12 protein-coding genes are annotated in these 15,302 nt (G+C 73.2%); 11 read left to right on the top strand and 1 reads right to left on the bottom strand.

Translation table 11 applies throughout. The features are described from left to right. Positions 1-29: 29 nt before the first annotated feature. The 11 genes from ACIF9R_RS11125 to ACIF9R_RS11075 all read left to right on the top strand — a co-directional run bounded on the left by ACIF9R_RS11125 (position 30) and on the right by ACIF9R_RS11075 (position 13,926). The gene (locus ACIF9R_RS11125) at positions 30-1,514 is read left to right on the top strand and encodes an aldehyde dehydrogenase family protein (RefSeq protein WP_399977434.1); all 1,485 of its coding nucleotides are present in this window, start codon (positions 30-32) and stop codon (positions 1,512-1,514) included. A gap of 283 nt (positions 1,515-1,797) precedes the next feature. Next, positions 1,798-2,406: an NADPH-dependent F420 reductase gene (locus tag ACIF9R_RS11120; RefSeq protein ID WP_399977431.1), complete on the top strand. Its 609-nt coding sequence runs from the start codon at positions 1,798-1,800 to the stop codon at positions 2,404-2,406. A 51-nt stretch (positions 2,407-2,457) separates the two neighbouring features. Continuing rightward, positions 2,458-2,952: a (2Fe-2S)-binding protein gene (locus ACIF9R_RS11115; RefSeq protein WP_399977429.1), complete on the top strand. Its 495-nt coding sequence runs from the start codon at positions 2,458-2,460 to the stop codon at positions 2,950-2,952. After that, entirely contained in the window at positions 2,949-5,393 is a 2,445-nt protein-coding gene (locus ACIF9R_RS11110; protein WP_399977426.1) for a xanthine dehydrogenase family protein molybdopterin-binding subunit, read from the top strand. Before ACIF9R_RS11115 ends, ACIF9R_RS11110 begins: the two co-directional genes overlap by 4 nt. 58 nt (positions 5,394-5,451) lie before the next feature. Further along, the gene (locus tag ACIF9R_RS11105; RefSeq protein WP_399977424.1) at positions 5,452-6,399 is read left to right on the top strand and encodes an FAD binding domain-containing protein; all 948 of its coding nucleotides are present in this window, start codon (positions 5,452-5,454) and stop codon (positions 6,397-6,399) included. Positions 6,400-6,523: 124 nt separating this feature from the next. Further along, the gene (locus ACIF9R_RS11100; protein ID WP_399977422.1) at positions 6,524-8,185 is read left to right on the top strand and encodes an MFS transporter; all 1,662 of its coding nucleotides are present in this window, start codon (positions 6,524-6,526) and stop codon (positions 8,183-8,185) included. After that, positions 8,182-9,654: an ATP-binding protein gene (locus ACIF9R_RS11095; RefSeq protein WP_399977419.1), complete on the top strand. Its 1,473-nt coding sequence runs from the start codon at positions 8,182-8,184 to the stop codon at positions 9,652-9,654. Before ACIF9R_RS11100 ends, ACIF9R_RS11095 begins: the two co-directional genes overlap by 4 nt. A gap of 76 nt (positions 9,655-9,730) precedes the next feature. Further along, positions 9,731-10,072 carry a nuclear transport factor 2 family protein gene (locus ACIF9R_RS11090; RefSeq protein ID WP_399977417.1) on the top strand — a complete coding sequence of 114 codons (342 nt, stop codon included), beginning with the start codon at positions 9,731-9,733 and terminating at the stop codon, positions 10,070-10,072. Between the two features lie 141 nt (positions 10,073-10,213). Next, positions 10,214-10,945 (top strand): TMEM175 family protein, encoded by a 732-nt coding sequence (locus tag ACIF9R_RS11085; RefSeq protein WP_399977414.1) that lies wholly within the window; start codon positions 10,214-10,216, stop codon positions 10,943-10,945. A gap of 340 nt (positions 10,946-11,285) precedes the next feature. Beyond that, positions 11,286-12,731, top strand: a complete 1,446-nt coding sequence (locus ACIF9R_RS11080) for an IS701 family transposase (protein WP_399977411.1) — start codon at positions 11,286-11,288, stop codon at positions 12,729-12,731. A 25-nt stretch (positions 12,732-12,756) separates the two neighbouring features. After that, the gene (locus tag ACIF9R_RS11075) at positions 12,757-13,926 is read left to right on the top strand and encodes an XdhC family protein (RefSeq protein WP_399977408.1); all 1,170 of its coding nucleotides are present in this window, start codon (positions 12,757-12,759) and stop codon (positions 13,924-13,926) included. Between the two features lie 599 nt (positions 13,927-14,525). Here ACIF9R_RS11075 and ACIF9R_RS11070 read toward each other — a convergent pair. Continuing rightward, positions 14,526-15,281: a hypothetical protein gene (locus tag ACIF9R_RS11070; RefSeq protein ID WP_399977406.1), complete on the bottom strand. Its 756-nt coding sequence runs from the start codon at positions 15,279-15,281 to the stop codon at positions 14,526-14,528. Positions 15,282-15,302: the final 21 nt, after the last annotated feature.

The following is a 15,302-nucleotide window of genomic DNA, read 5'->3' as shown; positions in this document are numbered from 1 at the left end:
CGCCCCGTCCGCCCCCACCGGAGGCAACCATGACCAAGCGCGATCTGCCCGACCGCCCCTTGGCACATCCCGGCACCCTCTACATCGGCGGGAAGTGGACGCCCGCCCGTGACGGGGACACGTCGCCGGACGTCTCCCCCGTGGACGGACGGCACCTCGTCCCCGTCGCCCAGGCGGGAGCGGCCGACGTCGAGAGCGCGGTCGCGGCCGCGCGCAGGGCGTACGAGGACGGCCCGTGGGGGCGGCTGCCCGATCACGAGCGGGCCCGGCTGCTCACCCGGGTGGGGGAGCTGATCGAGCGCGACAACGACGAGATAGCCCTGCTGGAGACAGTGGACATGGGCAAGCCGTTCGCCTTCTCCAGCACGGTCGACGTGCCCATGGCCGCGCGGCTGATGCACTACTACGCCGGCCTGTGCACCCAGGTGGACGGCGCCACCCGGAACCCGGCGGGCGGCATGTTCGCCTACACCCGGCGGGAGCCGCTGGGTGTCGTCGCCGCGATCACCCCGTTCAACTTCCCGTTGCTGCTGTCCATGACCAAGATCGGCCCGGCCCTCGCGGCGGGCAACACGGTCGTGCACAAGCCGTCACCGGCCACCCCGCTCACCGCGCTGAAGATCGCGGAGCTGTTCGAGGAGGCCGGCGTCCCCGACGGGGTGCTCAACGTCATCACCGGACCCGGCGTCGCCCTCGGCGAGGCGCTGGTCGAGCACCCCGGCATCGACAAGATCGCCTTCACCGGGTCCACCTCCGTGGGCCAGGGCATCATCCGCAAGGCGGCGGCGACCCTGAAGAAGGTGACGATGGAACTGGGCGGCAAGTCCGCGAACATCGTCTTCGCGGACGCCGACCTGGACGCCGCCGAGGAGCTCGCGTTCTTCGGCATCTTCTACAACAAGGGCGAGATCTGCACCGCCGGTTCGCGGCTGCTGCTGCACCGCTCCGTGCACGACGAGATGGTGGAGCGGCTGGTGGCGCGTGCCGAAGCCCTGACGCCCGGCGACCCGCGCGAGGAGTCCACGCTGTTCGGGCCGCTCGCGCACCGCGGCCAGTTCGACAAGGTCTCCTCCTATGTGGAGCTGGGGCAGAAGGAGGGCGCGGAACTGCGCGTCGGCGGCGGCCCGTTCACTCCCGAAGGGCTGTCCGGCGAGGGCCTGTACTTCCTGCCGACGATCTTCACCGGCGTCGACAACGGCATGCGGATCGCCCAGGAGGAGATCTTCGGCCCCGTGCTCGGTGTGATCCCCTTCGACACCGAGGACGAGGCCGTCCGCATCGCCAATGACAGCGCCTACGGCCTCGCGGCCGGCGTCCACACCGAGGATCTGCGCCGGGCCCACCGGGTGGCGGAGCGGATCAACGCGGGCACGGTGTGGGTCAACTGCTACGACCAGTACGACCCCGCCGTCCCGTACGGCGGGTACCGGGCCTCCGGGTTCGGCCGCGAGTGCGGGCCGGAGTCCCTGGAGAGCTACACGCAGACCAAGTCGGTCTGGATCGGCATGGACTGACGCCGGCGGACCGCGATCCCCCGCCGGTACGCCCCGTGCACGGCGGGGGATCGCCGTGCACGGGGCCGTACCGCGGCGGGCGATCGCCGTGCCCCGGGAATTCGACTTCACCAAGTAATTTCAGACTTGACCAAGTGCGGCCGGAACGGGCCGCCCCACTGGATCCCGCCACGAATACTCGGACAGGATGTGCCGACGGCGCGAAATCCGGTGTGTGAAAGGCGACAAGCGGCCCGGTTGTCCGGAGTTATTCAGCAGGCGATTCGAGCGAGGTGCGGTACGGATGAAAGCATGCGTCCTGGGAGCCGGACGGATCGGCGCCACGCTGGCCCGGCTGCTGGTCGCGGCCGGTCACGAGGTGCGGATCGCGAACGCGAGCGGCCCCGCCCGGCTGGCCCCGCTGCTGGCCGAACTCGGCCCCGCCGCGACGGCCGGCTCACCCGCCGACGCCGTCGAAGGTGCCGACCTCGCGGTGCTGATGGTCCCCTTCGGCAGCGCCCGCACCCTGCTCCCGCCGGCGTCCGTCGCCGGAAAGGTGCTGGTCGACGCCATGAACGCGTTCGGCGACGACCTGGGCGGGCGCGGATCGAGTGAGCTGGTGGCCGAGTGGTACCCGGCGGCGCGGCTGGTGAAGTCGCTCAACACCATGCACTTCGAGACGCTCGCCACCGCCGGGCGCCCCGACGCGGAGCCCGCCGAACGCCTGGCGCACTATGTCGCCGGCGACGACCGGGACGCCCGCGCGACGGTGTCCGGACTGATCCGGGAATGGGGTTTCGCGCCCGTGGAAACAGGTTCGCTGCGCACCGGCGGAATTCTTCAGCAGCCCGGCGGGCCGCTTTTCGACAAACCACTCACCGAACGTCAGGCGCGTGTTGTTCTCGGATTCTGAAAGACCCCTCGAAGGTCGGAAAAGGGCGTGGTCATGAAGGTATCCCTCACTGTGAACGGAGCACCGCGGGACATGGACGCCGATCCCGGCGAACTTCTCGTGGAACGGCTCAGGGACGGCCTGGGCCTGACCGGCACCAAGGTCGGCTGCGACACCGGCCAGTGCGGTGCCTGCGTGGTCCGGCTGAACGGACGGTCCGTCAAGAGCTGCCTGCTGCTCACCGTCCAGGCGGCCGGCTCCGAGGTCACCACCATCGAGGGGGTGGGGTCCGACGGCGGGCCGACCGCTCTGCAGGAGGCGCTGCGGGCCGAGCACGGCACCCAGTGCGGCTTCTGCACCCCGGGCATGGTCATGGCGCTCGGCGACCTGGTCGACGGGGCGGACACCGAACCGGCCGAGGGCGAGATCAGGGAATGGCTCACCGGCAATCTGTGCCGGTGCACCGGCTACCACGGCGTGGTGCGGGGAGTGCAGCGCGCCTGCGCCGGCGCGCGGGCGGCCCGGCCCGCCGATGCCGCGCGCGGTGAGGGAGTGAGCGCGTCATGACCACCACGGAGGAACGCCCCACCGCGTCCGGCTCCGGGAACGGCGCCGCCCCGTCCGGCGGCAACGGCCTCCTCGGCACCCCGCTCGACATCGTCGAGGACGCGGAACTGCTGAACGGCACGGCCACCTTCATCGCGGACGTGCGGCTGCCCGGCACCGCCCACATGGCGATCCTGGGCAGCGAGCACGCGCACGCCCGGATCCACGGCATCGACACCGCGGCGGCCGAGGCCATGCCCGGAGTGCTCGCGGTCGCGACCGCCGCCGACTTCCAGGACGTCATGCCGCTGCCCTGCATCTGGGTCCCCGGCGGCGTCGAGAGCCACTTCCCGCCGCACCCCTACGGTCTGCCCGGCGCCCGCCCGGTGCTCTCCGGCGACGTGGTGCGCCATGTCGGCGACCCGATCGCCGTCGTCGTGGCCGAGACGGCGAAGCAGGCGGCCGCGGCCGTCCGCGCCCTCGTCGTCGACTACGAGCCGCTGCCGGTCGTCCTGCGCGCCGACCACGCCCTCGAGGACGGCGCCCCGCGGCTGCACGAGGCCGTGCCGGACAACCTCAACGCCCACTGGACGTGCGGCGACCGGGAGCGCACCGACGCGGCCGTCGCCGATGCCGAGGTGGTCGTCGAGCTCGACCTCGTCAACCAGCGCACCATCAACAGCCCGATGGAGCCGCGCGGCGCCGTCGGCCACTACGACGCGGACACCGGCGAGTACACGCTCTACGCCTCCACGCAGGGCCCGCACAACCACCGCTTCCTGCTGGCCGCGCTGGTCCTCGGCATCCCCTTCAACACACTGCGGGTCGTGGCGCCCACGGTCGGCGGCAGCTTCGGCACCAAGGGCTACCTCTACCCCGACATGGCGCTCGTGCTGCTGATGTCGAAGCGGCTGGGCCGGCCCGTGCAGTGGGTCGACACCCGCACCGGGCTGATGAACTCCACCGTGCAGGGCCGCGACCACCGCCAGCACGCGGTGCTCGCCGGCACCCGGGACGGCACGATCACCGCCGTCCGCTGCACCAGCTACGCCAACCTCGGCGCCTACCCGTCCACCATCGGCCCGGGGGTCGCCACCGCCCTGATGGGGCGCAGCATCACCGGGATGTACGCGATCCCCGCCGCGTTCTGCGAGGTCTACGCGGCGTTCACCAACACCGTCCCGCTCGGCGCCCAGCGCGGCAGCGGACGCGCCGAGGCCGCGTTCCTGATGGAGCGGCTGGTCGACCGGTTCGCCCGGGAGATCGGCATGGACCCGGCCGAGGTGCGCCGGCGCAACCTCGTACCGGCCGACGCCTTCCCGTACGACAACGGTCTGGGCTGGACGTACGACTCCGGCAACTACCCGGAGAACGTCGACAAGGCGCTCGCGCTCGCCGGGTACGACACGATGGACGCCCGGCGCGCCGAGGCCGCCCGGCGCGGCAAGCGGCTCGGCGTCGGCCTCGCCACCTACGTGGCGGTCTGCGGCGTGGGTCCCTCCACCCGTATGTCGCAGGAGGGCATGCTCGGCGGCACCTGGGAGAGCGCCAACATCCGGGTGCACCCGACCGGCGAGGTCACCGTCACGGTCGGTTCCGCCTCCACGGGGCAGAGCCACCGGACCGTCTTCGCGCAGGTCGCCGCCGACCAGCTGGGCATCGACCCGGCCGCCGTGCAGGTGCTGGAGGCCGACACCCTCAAGGCCCCCTACGGCCAGGGCACGTACGGCAGCCGCTCCTACAGCATGGCCGGGCCCGCGATCGCGCTGACCGCGCAGAAGATCAAGGACAAGATGCGCCGGGTGGCGGCGGCGATGCTCCAGGTGTCCGAGGACAAGGTCGTCCACCGGGGCGGCAAGGTGTACGTCCCGGGCGACGAGGACAACGGCAAGACGTTCGCCGACCTGGCCATGGCGCTCTGGTACGGCTGGAACCTGCCGCCCGGCATCGAACCCGGCCTCGACGAGACCACCCACTTCGACCCGCCGGACTTCAACTACCCCTTCGGCACGCATGTCGCCGTCGTGGAGGTCGACGAACTCACCGGTGAGACCGAGGTCGTGAGCTACACGGCGGTGGACGACGCCGGGAACATCGGCAATCCCACGATCGTGCGGGGCCAGATCGAGGGCAGCATCGTGCACGGGCTCGGACAGGCGCTGGCGGAGGCCGCCGAGTACGCGGAGGACGGCCGTCTGATCACCCGTGACCTGCGCACCTACGCCCTGCCGCGCGCGAGCGACGCCCCGTTCTTCGCCCTGGACCGGACGGTCACGCCGACCCCGCACAACCCGCTGGGCGCCAAGGGCGCGGGCGAGATCGCCACGGTGCCGCCGGCCGCCGCGGTCACGAACGCCGTCGTCGACGCGCTCTCCGACCTGGGCGTCACCCACATCGACATGCCGCTCACGCCGGAAAAGGTGTGGCGGGCGATGCGCCCGGAAACGGGGGCGGAGCAGTGACGGCCCTCGATAACGTGACCAACGGCGGTGCGGGACAAGGGACTTGGGGGGACGACCAGTGATTCTCACCGACTTCGACTACGTCAGGGCCGCCACGCTCGACGAGGCCGCCGCCCTGCTCGCCGAGCCGGGCAGCCGGGCGCTCGCGGGCGGGCAGTCCCTGCTGGTCGAGCTGAAGACCGGGGAGGGCACCGCCGCCCGGCTGGTCGACCTGCGCGGCCTCGCCGGCCTGCGCGGTGTCCAGGAAACCGGCGCGGGCGGGCTGCGGGTCGGCGCCCTCACCACACTCGCGGAGCTGGCGCGGGACCCGCGGGTGCGCGCCGTGTCGCCCGCCCTGGCAGAGGCCGCGCGGGCGGTCGGCGACCCGCAGGTGCGCCATCTCGGCACCCTCGGCGGCAACCTCGCCGCGGCCACGGACATCACCCCGGCCGGGGCGGTGTCCGGGGCCCGGGACAAGGCCACCGACCTGCCGGCCGCCGTACTCGCCGCCGACGCGACCCTGCGGCTGGCCGGGGCCGGCGGCCGGACCACCATGACGGCCGGCGACTTCGCGCGGGACGGGCTGCCCACGGGCTGCCTGATCACCGGCATCGACCTGCCGGCGCCCGGCCCGGGCGAGGCCGGCGCGTTCGAGAAGATGCCGGACCGCGCCTCGCGCTACCCGGTCTGCGCGGTGGCGGTACGCGTCGTCCGGGAACCCGGCGGCGGCCTGACCGGCCTGCGTGTCGCGGTCACCGGGGCGACGCCCCGTGCGACCCGTCTGCCCGCCGTCGAGGAACTGCTGACGGGCACGGCAGCGGGCACGGCACAGGGTGCCGGCGCGGGCGCAGGACCGGGCGCGGCCCTCGGTACGGCACCCGGCACGGCCCAGGTCCTCGCGGCCTTCCGCGCCCAGCCGGAACACCTCTTCGTCACCGGCCGCGGCACCTCGGCCGAATATCTGCGCCATCTGTCCGGCGTCCTCACCGCCCGCGCCCTGACCAGGGCCACGGCCACGACCACCTGAACCGGCCGGGCCCGCCGCGACGGGGGCCCGCCGGACGAACGGGGGAGCACACCGTGCCGATCCAGGCAGCCGTCACCACCCGCCCTTCCCATCCGCGGACACCGCGTACCGAGGAGCCAGTCCGGTGATCTCATCGCCTCGCACCGCCCGGGGCCCCGGCGGGGGCTTCCTGCTGGTCGGCACCGTGCTGGTGCTGCTGATGTTCTCGTCGTCCGCGCCGTCCGCCCTCTACGTCCTCTACCAGGAGAAGTGGGGTCTGTCGGCCGGCGTCATCACGGTGGTCTACGGCGTCTACGCCGTCACCGTGCTGGCGGCGCTCCTGCTGTTCGGCGCGCTCTCCGACACCCTCGGCCGGCGCCCCGTCCTCCTGGTCTCCCTGGTGCTGGTGATCGTCTCCATGGGACTGTTCGCCTCCGCCCAGGGCCTCGCCTGGCTGCTCGCCGCCCGTGCCGTCCAGGGGCTGGCGGTGGGCCTGGCCACCGGGGCGACGGGCGCGGCCCTGCTGGAACTCGCCCCGGCGTCCCGGCCCGGCCTCGGCGCCCTGGTCAACAGCGCGGGACCGCCCGTCGGTATCGGCCTGGGCGCGTTCGGCGCCGGGCTGCTCGTGGAGTTCGCGCCCGCGCCCACCGCGCTGACCTATCTCGTCCTGGCGGGTGCCTTCGCGCTCGCCCTGGTCCTGCTGCCACGGCTGCCGGAGACGGCACCGGGTGCGGGCGGCGCGGTCCGGTTCGCTCCGCACCGGGTCCGGGTCCCGGCCGCCGTGCGCCGCCGGTTCCTGATCCTCGCGCTCACCGTCGTGGCCGTGTGGACCGTCGGCGGCTTCTATCTCGCGCTCGGCCCGAAACTCGTGCTGGTCCTGCTGGGCAGCACCAACTATCTGATCGGCGGCGCCACCGTCGGGCTGCTCGCGGGCGCGGCCACCGCCACCCAGCTGCTGCTCGGGAGCGTACGGCCGCTGCGTGCCGCGATGCTCGGGCTGAGCCTGATGATCGCCGGTCTTGGCCTGGTGCTGCTGTCCCTGGGCGCGGAGTCCGCGGTGCTGTTCCTGCTCGCGACGGCCGTGCTGGGCAGCGGCTGGGGTGCCGCGTTCCTGGGCGCCTTCCGGGCGCTGATGGGGCTGGCCGCTCCACAGGGCCGGGGTGAACTCACAGCGGCGGTCTATGTGTTCGGCTACCTCGCGATGAGCGTGCCGGCCGTGCTCGCGGGCATGCTCAGCAACCGCTACGGGCTGCGGGCCGCCTCCGTCGGCTTCATGGCCGCGGTGGCCGCGGTCTGCGCCCTGGCCCTCGCGGCCACCTACCTCCTCTCCCGCCGCCCCACCCCCACAGCCCCACCGGCCGGCACGGCGACCCTGGGCACCCCGTCGTCCGCGACTCCGGCTTCCGCCGGTCCTCCGGCGGGTGCGGCGGCTTTGGGTACCCCGGCTTCCGCCGGTCCTCCGGCTGGTTCCCCGCCGTCCGGCCGCCCGGCGGGTACGGCGACCCACGCCGCTGTGTCGTCGTCCTCGGCGGCACCGGCTGCCGAGGCGACCCGTTCCGCGCCGTTCGGCGCCGCGCCCGCCATCGCTCCACCGGCCGGTGAGGCGGCGGCGGCACCGGGCACCACGTCGCCGGACGTCCCGTCGTCCGACGTCACCGGGCCCGATTCCGCGGCCTCCGCCGACCTGCCGTCCGGCTCCCCGCCGGGTGGGGGCGGCTCCCCGTCCGGTGCCGGTGTGGGTTCGGGGGCGCACTCGGCCGGTTCCGCGGCGCGCGGGCGGGGCGCCGTCGAGAGGGGGGCGTCGTGACGGACGCCGGCGCGCTGCGCGAGACGCTGCGGTCCCTGGAGCTCTTCGCCCGGCTCACCGAGGACCAGTTGGACTGGCTCACCTCGGTCTCCCGGCCGGTCGTGCACCAGGACGGCGAAATCCTCTTCCGCGACGGGGACGAGGCCACCCACTTCTACGTCCTCCTGGACGGCGGCCTCGTCGTCTCCAAGGTCGTCGACGGCCGGGAGGAGATCCTCACCCGGCACTTCGCCCACGACATGCCGTCCGAGCAGCACGACAACAAGCCCTCCGCCGCCCACCGCTTCACCGGCGAACTGCCGCTGCTCACCGAGGGCGGCTACGTGGCGACGGTCGCCGCCTCCGGTACGACCACCGTCCTGGCGTACCCCAAGGCGGTGTTCCTCGAGATGCTCGCGCGCTGTCAGGGCGTCGCCGCGGTCCTGCTGCCGGTCCTCGCCTGGCGCATCAAGTCGTCGGAGTTCCAGGCCCGTAACCGGGCCACCGTGGAGGCCCTGGGCACGCTGGCCGCGGGCCTCGCGCACGAGCTCAACAACCCGGCGGCGGCCGTGGCACGCGCCGCCGAGGACCTGGGTGAGGCCATCGACCCGCTCATCGCCACCGCACAGGACTGGGGCGCGGCCGCGAGCGCCGGGGAGCGCGCCGCGTTCGACCGGCTGATCGACGAGCTGGCGCGCACCGCCGACCCGCTGGACAGCGACCCGTTCGCCCAGGCCGACGCGCTCGACGACATCGAGGACTGGGCCGGGGACGCCGGCGCGAGCCGCCCCGGGCTGCTGGCGTCCGGCGTCGCCGATCTCGGCCTCGGCCTCGACTGGCTGCGCACCCGCCTGGCCGGGGTCGGCGAGGAGGCGCTGCCGGCCGCGCTGGACCACCTGGCGGCCGTTCTGGAGACCCGGGCGCTCACCGCACAGCTGAGGGCGGCCGGTCCGCGGATCTCCCAGCTGGTCGCGGCCACCCGCGACTACACCAACCTCGACCGGGCCCCCGAGCAGCAGTTCTCGGTCACCGAGGGCATCGACGCCACGCTGATCATGCTGCGCGCCAAGCTCGCCCGGGTGAAGGTGGTCCGCGAGTACGCCCCTGGCCTGCCCCGCCTGACCGGTTACCCGGGTGAGCTGAACCAGGTGTGGACCAACCTCGTCGACAACGCGGTGGACGCCATGGACGGCGAGGGGACGCTCCGGCTGGGCGTCAGGGCCGAGGGAGGCTGCCTGGTCGTGGAGGTGGCCGACACCGGGCAGGGCATCCCCGAGGAGACCCTTCCGCGGATCTTCGAGCCCTTCTACACGACCAAGGACGTCGGCAAGGGCACCGGACTCGGCCTGCATCTCAGCTACCGGATCGTCACCCGGCGCCACCGGGGATCGATCACCGCCCGCTCCCTGCCCGGCGAGACCCGGATGACCGTCCGGCTCCCGCTGGGCGGCCCGTCCGACGACACCGTCTGCGAGGTCCCCGGCGCCTGACCGGCACTCGGCCGGCGCCCCACAAGCCCGTACGCCCGTCACCGTCACGCACCACACACCGATGAGGGAGCCGATCATGACCCAGTACGACCTCTCCACCCTGCACCCGGTCTTCCAGCGGCAGATGGAGGCGCTCGCCGCGCTCGACATCGACGCGGTCATGAAGAACTACACCGACGACGCCGTCCTGCTCCGGTTCGAGGGCGTGTCGGAGGGAATCGAGGCGGTCCGGGAGACCTTCACCGGATACCTCACGCTCAAGCCGGCCCTGGTGGAACTCCAGGAGTACGTCGAGACCGACGACACGATCTTCTACCGCGCGATCATGAATCTCAACGGGGAACCGGAGCACGCCTTCGGCACTCTCGTCGTCAAGGATGGCCTGATCTGGCGGCAGACGGCCGGATTCGGCAGCTGACTCGATTCACCGGGCACGCAAGCCGATGGTGTTCGCCGGGCGGACCGCGCGGGTTCGCCCCGGTATTCCGTGCGGAGAGGCTCCATCCGGGTCTCTCCGCACGTTCGGTTGAAAACGAAAAGGAAACCTTGGGGGAAGAGTATGGAACAGGAGACCCGCCGGGCCGAGCTGTTCAGTGACGGCTTTTTCGCGATCGTCATCACCATTCTCGTCCTGGAGATCAAGGTACCCGAGGAGAAGGGCTCGCATCTCTGGGAAGGGCTCGCCGCACAGTGGCCGCACTACGCGGCGTACGTGGTGAGCTTTCTGGTCATCGGCGTGATGTGGGTGAACCACCACACGATCTTCAGTCATCTGAAAAAGGTGAATCGCACCCTCCTTTTTCTGAACCTCATGGTCCTGATGGTGGTCGCGGTCATCCCCTGGACCACCGCGGTACTCGCCGAGCACCTGAAGGACCCGGAAGCGGCCAAGATCGCGGCGATCCTCTACAGCGCCTGGACCGTCGTCTACGCCGTGGCCTTCATGGGCTTCTGGTGGTACATCACCCACGTCGGGCATCTCTTCCACGACCGCGTGGACCGCACCGGGGCCCGCGCCACCCGGCTGCGCTTCGGCCTCGGCAGCATCGCCTACCCGGTCACCCTGCTCATCTCCTTCTTCTCCGCGCCTCTCGCCCTGGCCGCGCACGGCGTCATCGCCCTGTACTACGCGGCGAACCAGATTCCCATCCCGGTGATCGACGACGACGGTGACGGGGTGTCCGGGAACGGTGGGGCGCCGGGGAACGACGGGACGGCGGGGACCGCCGGGGAGACCGGGCCGGAGGCCGACGCACGGGGCGCCGCGGCCCCGTCCGCCCGTACCGCCTGACCTCGGCGCGCGTTTTCCGCCATTCTCGGGTGCTCCCGATTTCGGTCATCGTGCCGAAAGTATCCGGTCACGCTGTCGCAATGGCTCTCCTTCGCCGCTTGCCGTCCTCGCCGCGCGGCGCGGCGCCGGTGCCGCCGTCGTGCCAGGCCAGAGTTGACCGGCAAGATCGGAAAGCGCTTTTCCGCTTCGCCCCCCGGCCGTGCCCCGGAGCGAGACTTTGACTTTCTTTGGGGTGACAGACCGGCCGGGGGGTGACCTCAGGAAGTCGATGCGGCCCTCTACGGCTGTGGCATTAGGTCAAGTAGGGTCACACGGCAAGCAGTTCACGGGGGAGGCGTAGATGCAGAGCAATACGCTCCATGCGAACTCGAAGAGGGAGCTTTCCGCACTTCTCGACGAAGTGATTTCTCTGCTCTTCGAATCACTGCCGAGGCGCGACCAGAGAAAATGGGCGCGGGTGTATTTGAATGGTCTTCTGTCGGCCTCCGGCAAGAAGACCATTCGCAACATCGCCGGGGCCGACGCCGGCTCGGTGGAGCAGAGCCTTCAGCAGTTCATCAGCAAGTCGCCCTGGGACTGGACGCCGGTGCGCCGCTCCCTGGCCCAGCACATCGAGCGCGGCGTGCAGCGTCCGCTGGCGTGGGTGGTGCAGCCGGTGGTCATCGAGAAGGCCGGGGACCGCTCGGTGGGGGTGGGCCGGCAGTTCGTCCCGCAGCTGGGCCGTATGGCCAACTGCCAGCAGGCCGCCGGGGTCTGGCTGGTCGCCGGTGAGGCGGGCTTCCCCGTCGAGTGGAGCCTCTCGCTGCCCGGCCCCTGGACGACGGAGCTGCTGCGCCGGCGCAGCGCCGGTATCCCCGACGCGGTGCGTTCGCGCACCCCGGCGCAGGATGCCGTGCAGACGGTGCTGCGGATGGCGGACACCTGGCAGTTGCAGCTGCGTCCGGTCGTCATGGAGGTCTCCAACGCCGAACTGGCGGAGACGATGGAGACGTTCACCTCGGCCGGCATTCCCTGCGTGCTGCGGGTGGACGGCTCGCTGCCGGTCGCCCTCGCCACGGCGGCCCGTCGCAAGCCGGGCCTGTACGCCACGTCCGCGCGCGAGGTGATCGACTCGCTGCGCTCGCAGCGCCGCCTGGTCGAGTGGCGCAGGCACGGCAGGTCCGACGACGTTGTCACGCCGCTGGCCTCGGCGTGCGTGCTCGCGCCACCGGGCGAGGAGCAGCCGGCCGCCGCACCGGTGCCGATGACGCTGTTCGGGGCGTGGGCGGAGGTGGGCAGTCCGCTGCCGTCGGAGTTCTGGGCCACCAACATCCAGGATCTGCCGCTGGCCCAGTTGTTCCTGCTGGCGAGGCTGACCGACCGGGTCGCGCTCGACTTCGACGAGGTGTGTGAGGGGGTGGGCATCCGAGACTTCGAGGGCCGGTCCTTCCGGGGCTGGCACCATCACATGACCCTCTCCAGCGTGGCCCATGCGGCCACGCTGCTTGCGTTACGGGGACAGAAGTTCGCCGAGCCGCCACCGGCCAGGACCGAGCCCACCGGCGGGACCCGCCGCGCCGTCCGTACGGCGGCCGTCCGTACGGCGGCCATCCGTACGGCGGGCGTGCCGGCGTCCGGTCCGGTCACCGTGGGCCGGGTCCACGGTGACCCGGTCCCCGCGGCCCCGGCGGACGCACGCCCTGCGGTGGGGCCCCTGGGGCAGCCGCGGCGCCCCGCCCCGCTGAGCGTCCAGGCCTCCCGCGCACCCTTCCCGCAGGCCCACCGGCTGCGCGAGTTCACTTCCTGAGAGTCCTGAGAGAGCAGGTCGAGCCGTGCTGGACATCGCATCCGAACTACGCGCGTGGTGCGCGGCGGAAACGGACTTCGCGCTCGCCACGGTCGTCTCGGTGACCGGCAGCGCCCCCAGGCCCCCCGGGGCGGCCCTGGCCGTGGCCGGCACCGGCACGGCGCTCGGCAGCGTCTCGGGCGGCTGTGTCGAGGGCGCGGTGTACGAACTGTGCCTGGAGACCCTGGCGAGCGGCGACGCGGTGCGCCACCGCTTCGGCTACAGCGACGACGACGCCTTCGCCGTGGGGCTCACCTGCGGGGGTGTGCTGGACGTCCTGGTCGTGCCGGTGCCGCGCGGACACCCCGCCCGGCCGGCCCTCGCCGCCGCGGCGGACGCCGTGGCCGGCGGACGCCCCGTCGCCTTCGCGTCGGTCACCGACGGACCCGCGGAACTGCTCGGCCGCGGTGCCCTCGCCGTGTGGCCCGACGGGACCTTCGACGGCACCCTGGGCGGGGCCCCCGCCCTCGACGCCACCGCGGCGGGCGAGGCGGCGGCGCTGCTCGCACAGGGGCGTACGGCCGACGTGGTCATCGGCACCCAGGGCGGGGTGTGCGGTGAGCCGGTCACCCTGTTCGTGGAGTCGGCGGCCGCGCCCCCGCGGCTGCTGGTCTTCGGCGCGATCGACTTCGCCGCAGCTCTGGTGCGGGCCGGGCGGTTCCTGGGCTGCCACGTCACCGTGTGCGACGCCCGCCCCGTCTTCACGACGGCGGAACGTTTCCCCGGTGCGGACGAGATCGTCACGGACTGGCCGCACCGCTATCTGGACGCCGAGGCGCGGGCGGGCCGCCTCGACGCCCGTACCGCCGTGTGCGTCCTGACCCACGACGCGAAGTTCGACGTACCGCTCCTGGAGCTGGCGCTGCGCCTCCCGGTCGGCTACGTCGGCGCGATGGGCTCGCGCCGCACGCACCGGGAGCGCACGGCGCGGCTGCGCGAGGCGGGCGTCCCCGAGGCGGCCCTCGCCCGGCTGCGCTCCCCGATCGGTCTCGACCTGGCCGCGCGCACGCCCGAGGAGACGGCCCTGTCCATCGCGGCGGAGATCGTGGCCGCCCGTCACGGCGGCACGGGCCTCCCCCTCTCCCGGACCAGCCACACCATCCACCGCCCCCCGCCCACACCCCGCACCGTCACCGCCCCCGTTCCACTCCGCTGAGGCACGGCTCCCTGCCCCGGGGCTCCCTCCGGCCGGGTCGCGGTCGGCCGGAGGGGGCGGGGTGCTTGGCCTGGGGCGCGGCGCAGGGGCGGGCGGATGCGGATGGGGCCGGTGGCCCGGGGCCATCGGCCGGGTCGCGGTCGGCTGGGCAGGGGCGGGGGTGCTCGGCCGGGGTGTGGGACAGGCGTGGGTGGGATCGGTGCCGGGGCCTCGGGTCTTGTGCCGGGGGGCCGGGTGGGTCTGTTGGGCGGGGCGTGGTGCTCGGCCCGGGGGCGTGCGTCAGGCGTGGATGGGTGTGGGTGGGGTCTGTAGCGGTGAGGGTGGGGTCGGTGCTGGGGCCTCGGGCTTTGTGCCGGGGGCGTGCGTCAGGCGTGGGTGGGGTCGGGAGCGGGGCGGGTGGGGTCGGTGCTGGGGCCTCGGGTCTTGTGCCGGGGGTCGGGTGGGTCTGTTGGGCGGGGCGTGGTGCTCGGCCCGGGGTGGGACGCAGGGGCGGGTGGATGGAGGTGAGCTCCGGAGCGGAGCGTGCGGGGTCGGTGCCCGTGCTGCCCGTGCTGCCGGTCGGGGGCCGGGTCGGTCCGCTCCCCCCGCGGGGGCGGTTCTCAGCCCTGGGCCTGCCGCATCCGCAGGGCGATGAAGGCGAGGCCGAAGCCGAGGCCGATCAGGACCAGGCCGCTGCCGAGCGGAAGGATGCGCGGGACGGGCTCGGTGCTCGCCACCGCGTTGGGCGCCGCCGCCTTCGACGACGTGGAGGGCACCGGCACCGCCGCCGGGGAGGCCGGCGCCTCCGGAGCGGTGTCCGCGGCGTCGGGCGCCCGGGGCACCTCTGCCTCCGCCTCGCCCCGCCGCCGCGGCGCGTGCGGTGGCCCGGGTTCGTCACCGGTGTCCGGCTCGCCCCGCCGCTCCCGTTCGTGTTCGCGCGCCTCCTCGGCGGGCTCGTGCCGTCTCGGCCGCTCCCGGCTCTCACCCTGCCGGCTCCCGGCCCGCGACGGCCGCTCGGAGGGTGCGGCCGCCGTCGGCGACGACGGTGACGACGGTGACGACGAGCGCGAGGCGTCGGGGGAGGGCGAACCGAATACCGGGCCGGCGTCGACCCCCGAGGCCCCGTATCCCACCGCCGCGGCCGCCACCGCCGTCGTCTTCGCCGTACCGGCGGGGCCGGTGAGGCCTGGCGGCCCGCTGACCGGGGCGTACGGCATCACCGCCGCCCCCGCTCCCAGAACAACCGTCGCCCCCACTACACGCAGCCATGGAGCCACGACCGTGACCTCCCGCGCCGTCCGGTGCTCGGTCGCACCGTCGGCAAGATGGGCCGGATGGACGCCGAACAGCCTCGCATCACGGAGTGATCCCGGCATTCCGGATACGTCCGTCAGGTG

Source organism: Streptomyces sp. NPDC086080 (genome assembly GCF_044540255.1).
Lineage (GTDB): Bacteria > Actinomycetota > Actinomycetes > Streptomycetales > Streptomycetaceae > Streptomyces.
This window is presented reverse-complemented; position numbering and strand designations above follow the sequence as displayed.

What these genes read in the sequence shown, in the direction of transcription:
- ACIF9R_RS11125 (WP_399977434.1), top strand. Translation starts at nt 30, where the DNA reads ATGACCAAGCGCGATCTGCCCGACCGCCCCTTGGCACATCCCGGCACC.
- ACIF9R_RS11120 (WP_399977431.1), top strand. Translation starts at nt 1,798, where the DNA reads ATGAAAGCATGCGTCCTGGGAGCCGGACGGATCGGCGCCACGCTGGCC.
- ACIF9R_RS11110 (WP_399977426.1), top strand. Translation starts at nt 2,949, where the DNA reads ATGACCACCACGGAGGAACGCCCCACCGCGTCCGGCTCCGGGAACGGC.
- ACIF9R_RS11090 (WP_399977417.1), top strand. Translation starts at nt 9,731, where the DNA reads ATGACCCAGTACGACCTCTCCACCCTGCACCCGGTCTTCCAGCGGCAG.
- ACIF9R_RS11085 (WP_399977414.1), top strand. Translation starts at nt 10,214, where the DNA reads ATGGAACAGGAGACCCGCCGGGCCGAGCTGTTCAGTGACGGCTTTTTC.
- ACIF9R_RS11080 (WP_399977411.1), top strand. Translation starts at nt 11,286, where the DNA reads ATGCAGAGCAATACGCTCCATGCGAACTCGAAGAGGGAGCTTTCCGCA.
- ACIF9R_RS11070 (WP_399977406.1), bottom strand. Translation starts at nt 15,281, where the DNA reads ATGCCGGGATCACTCCGTGATGCGAGGCTGTTCGGCGTCCATCCGGCC.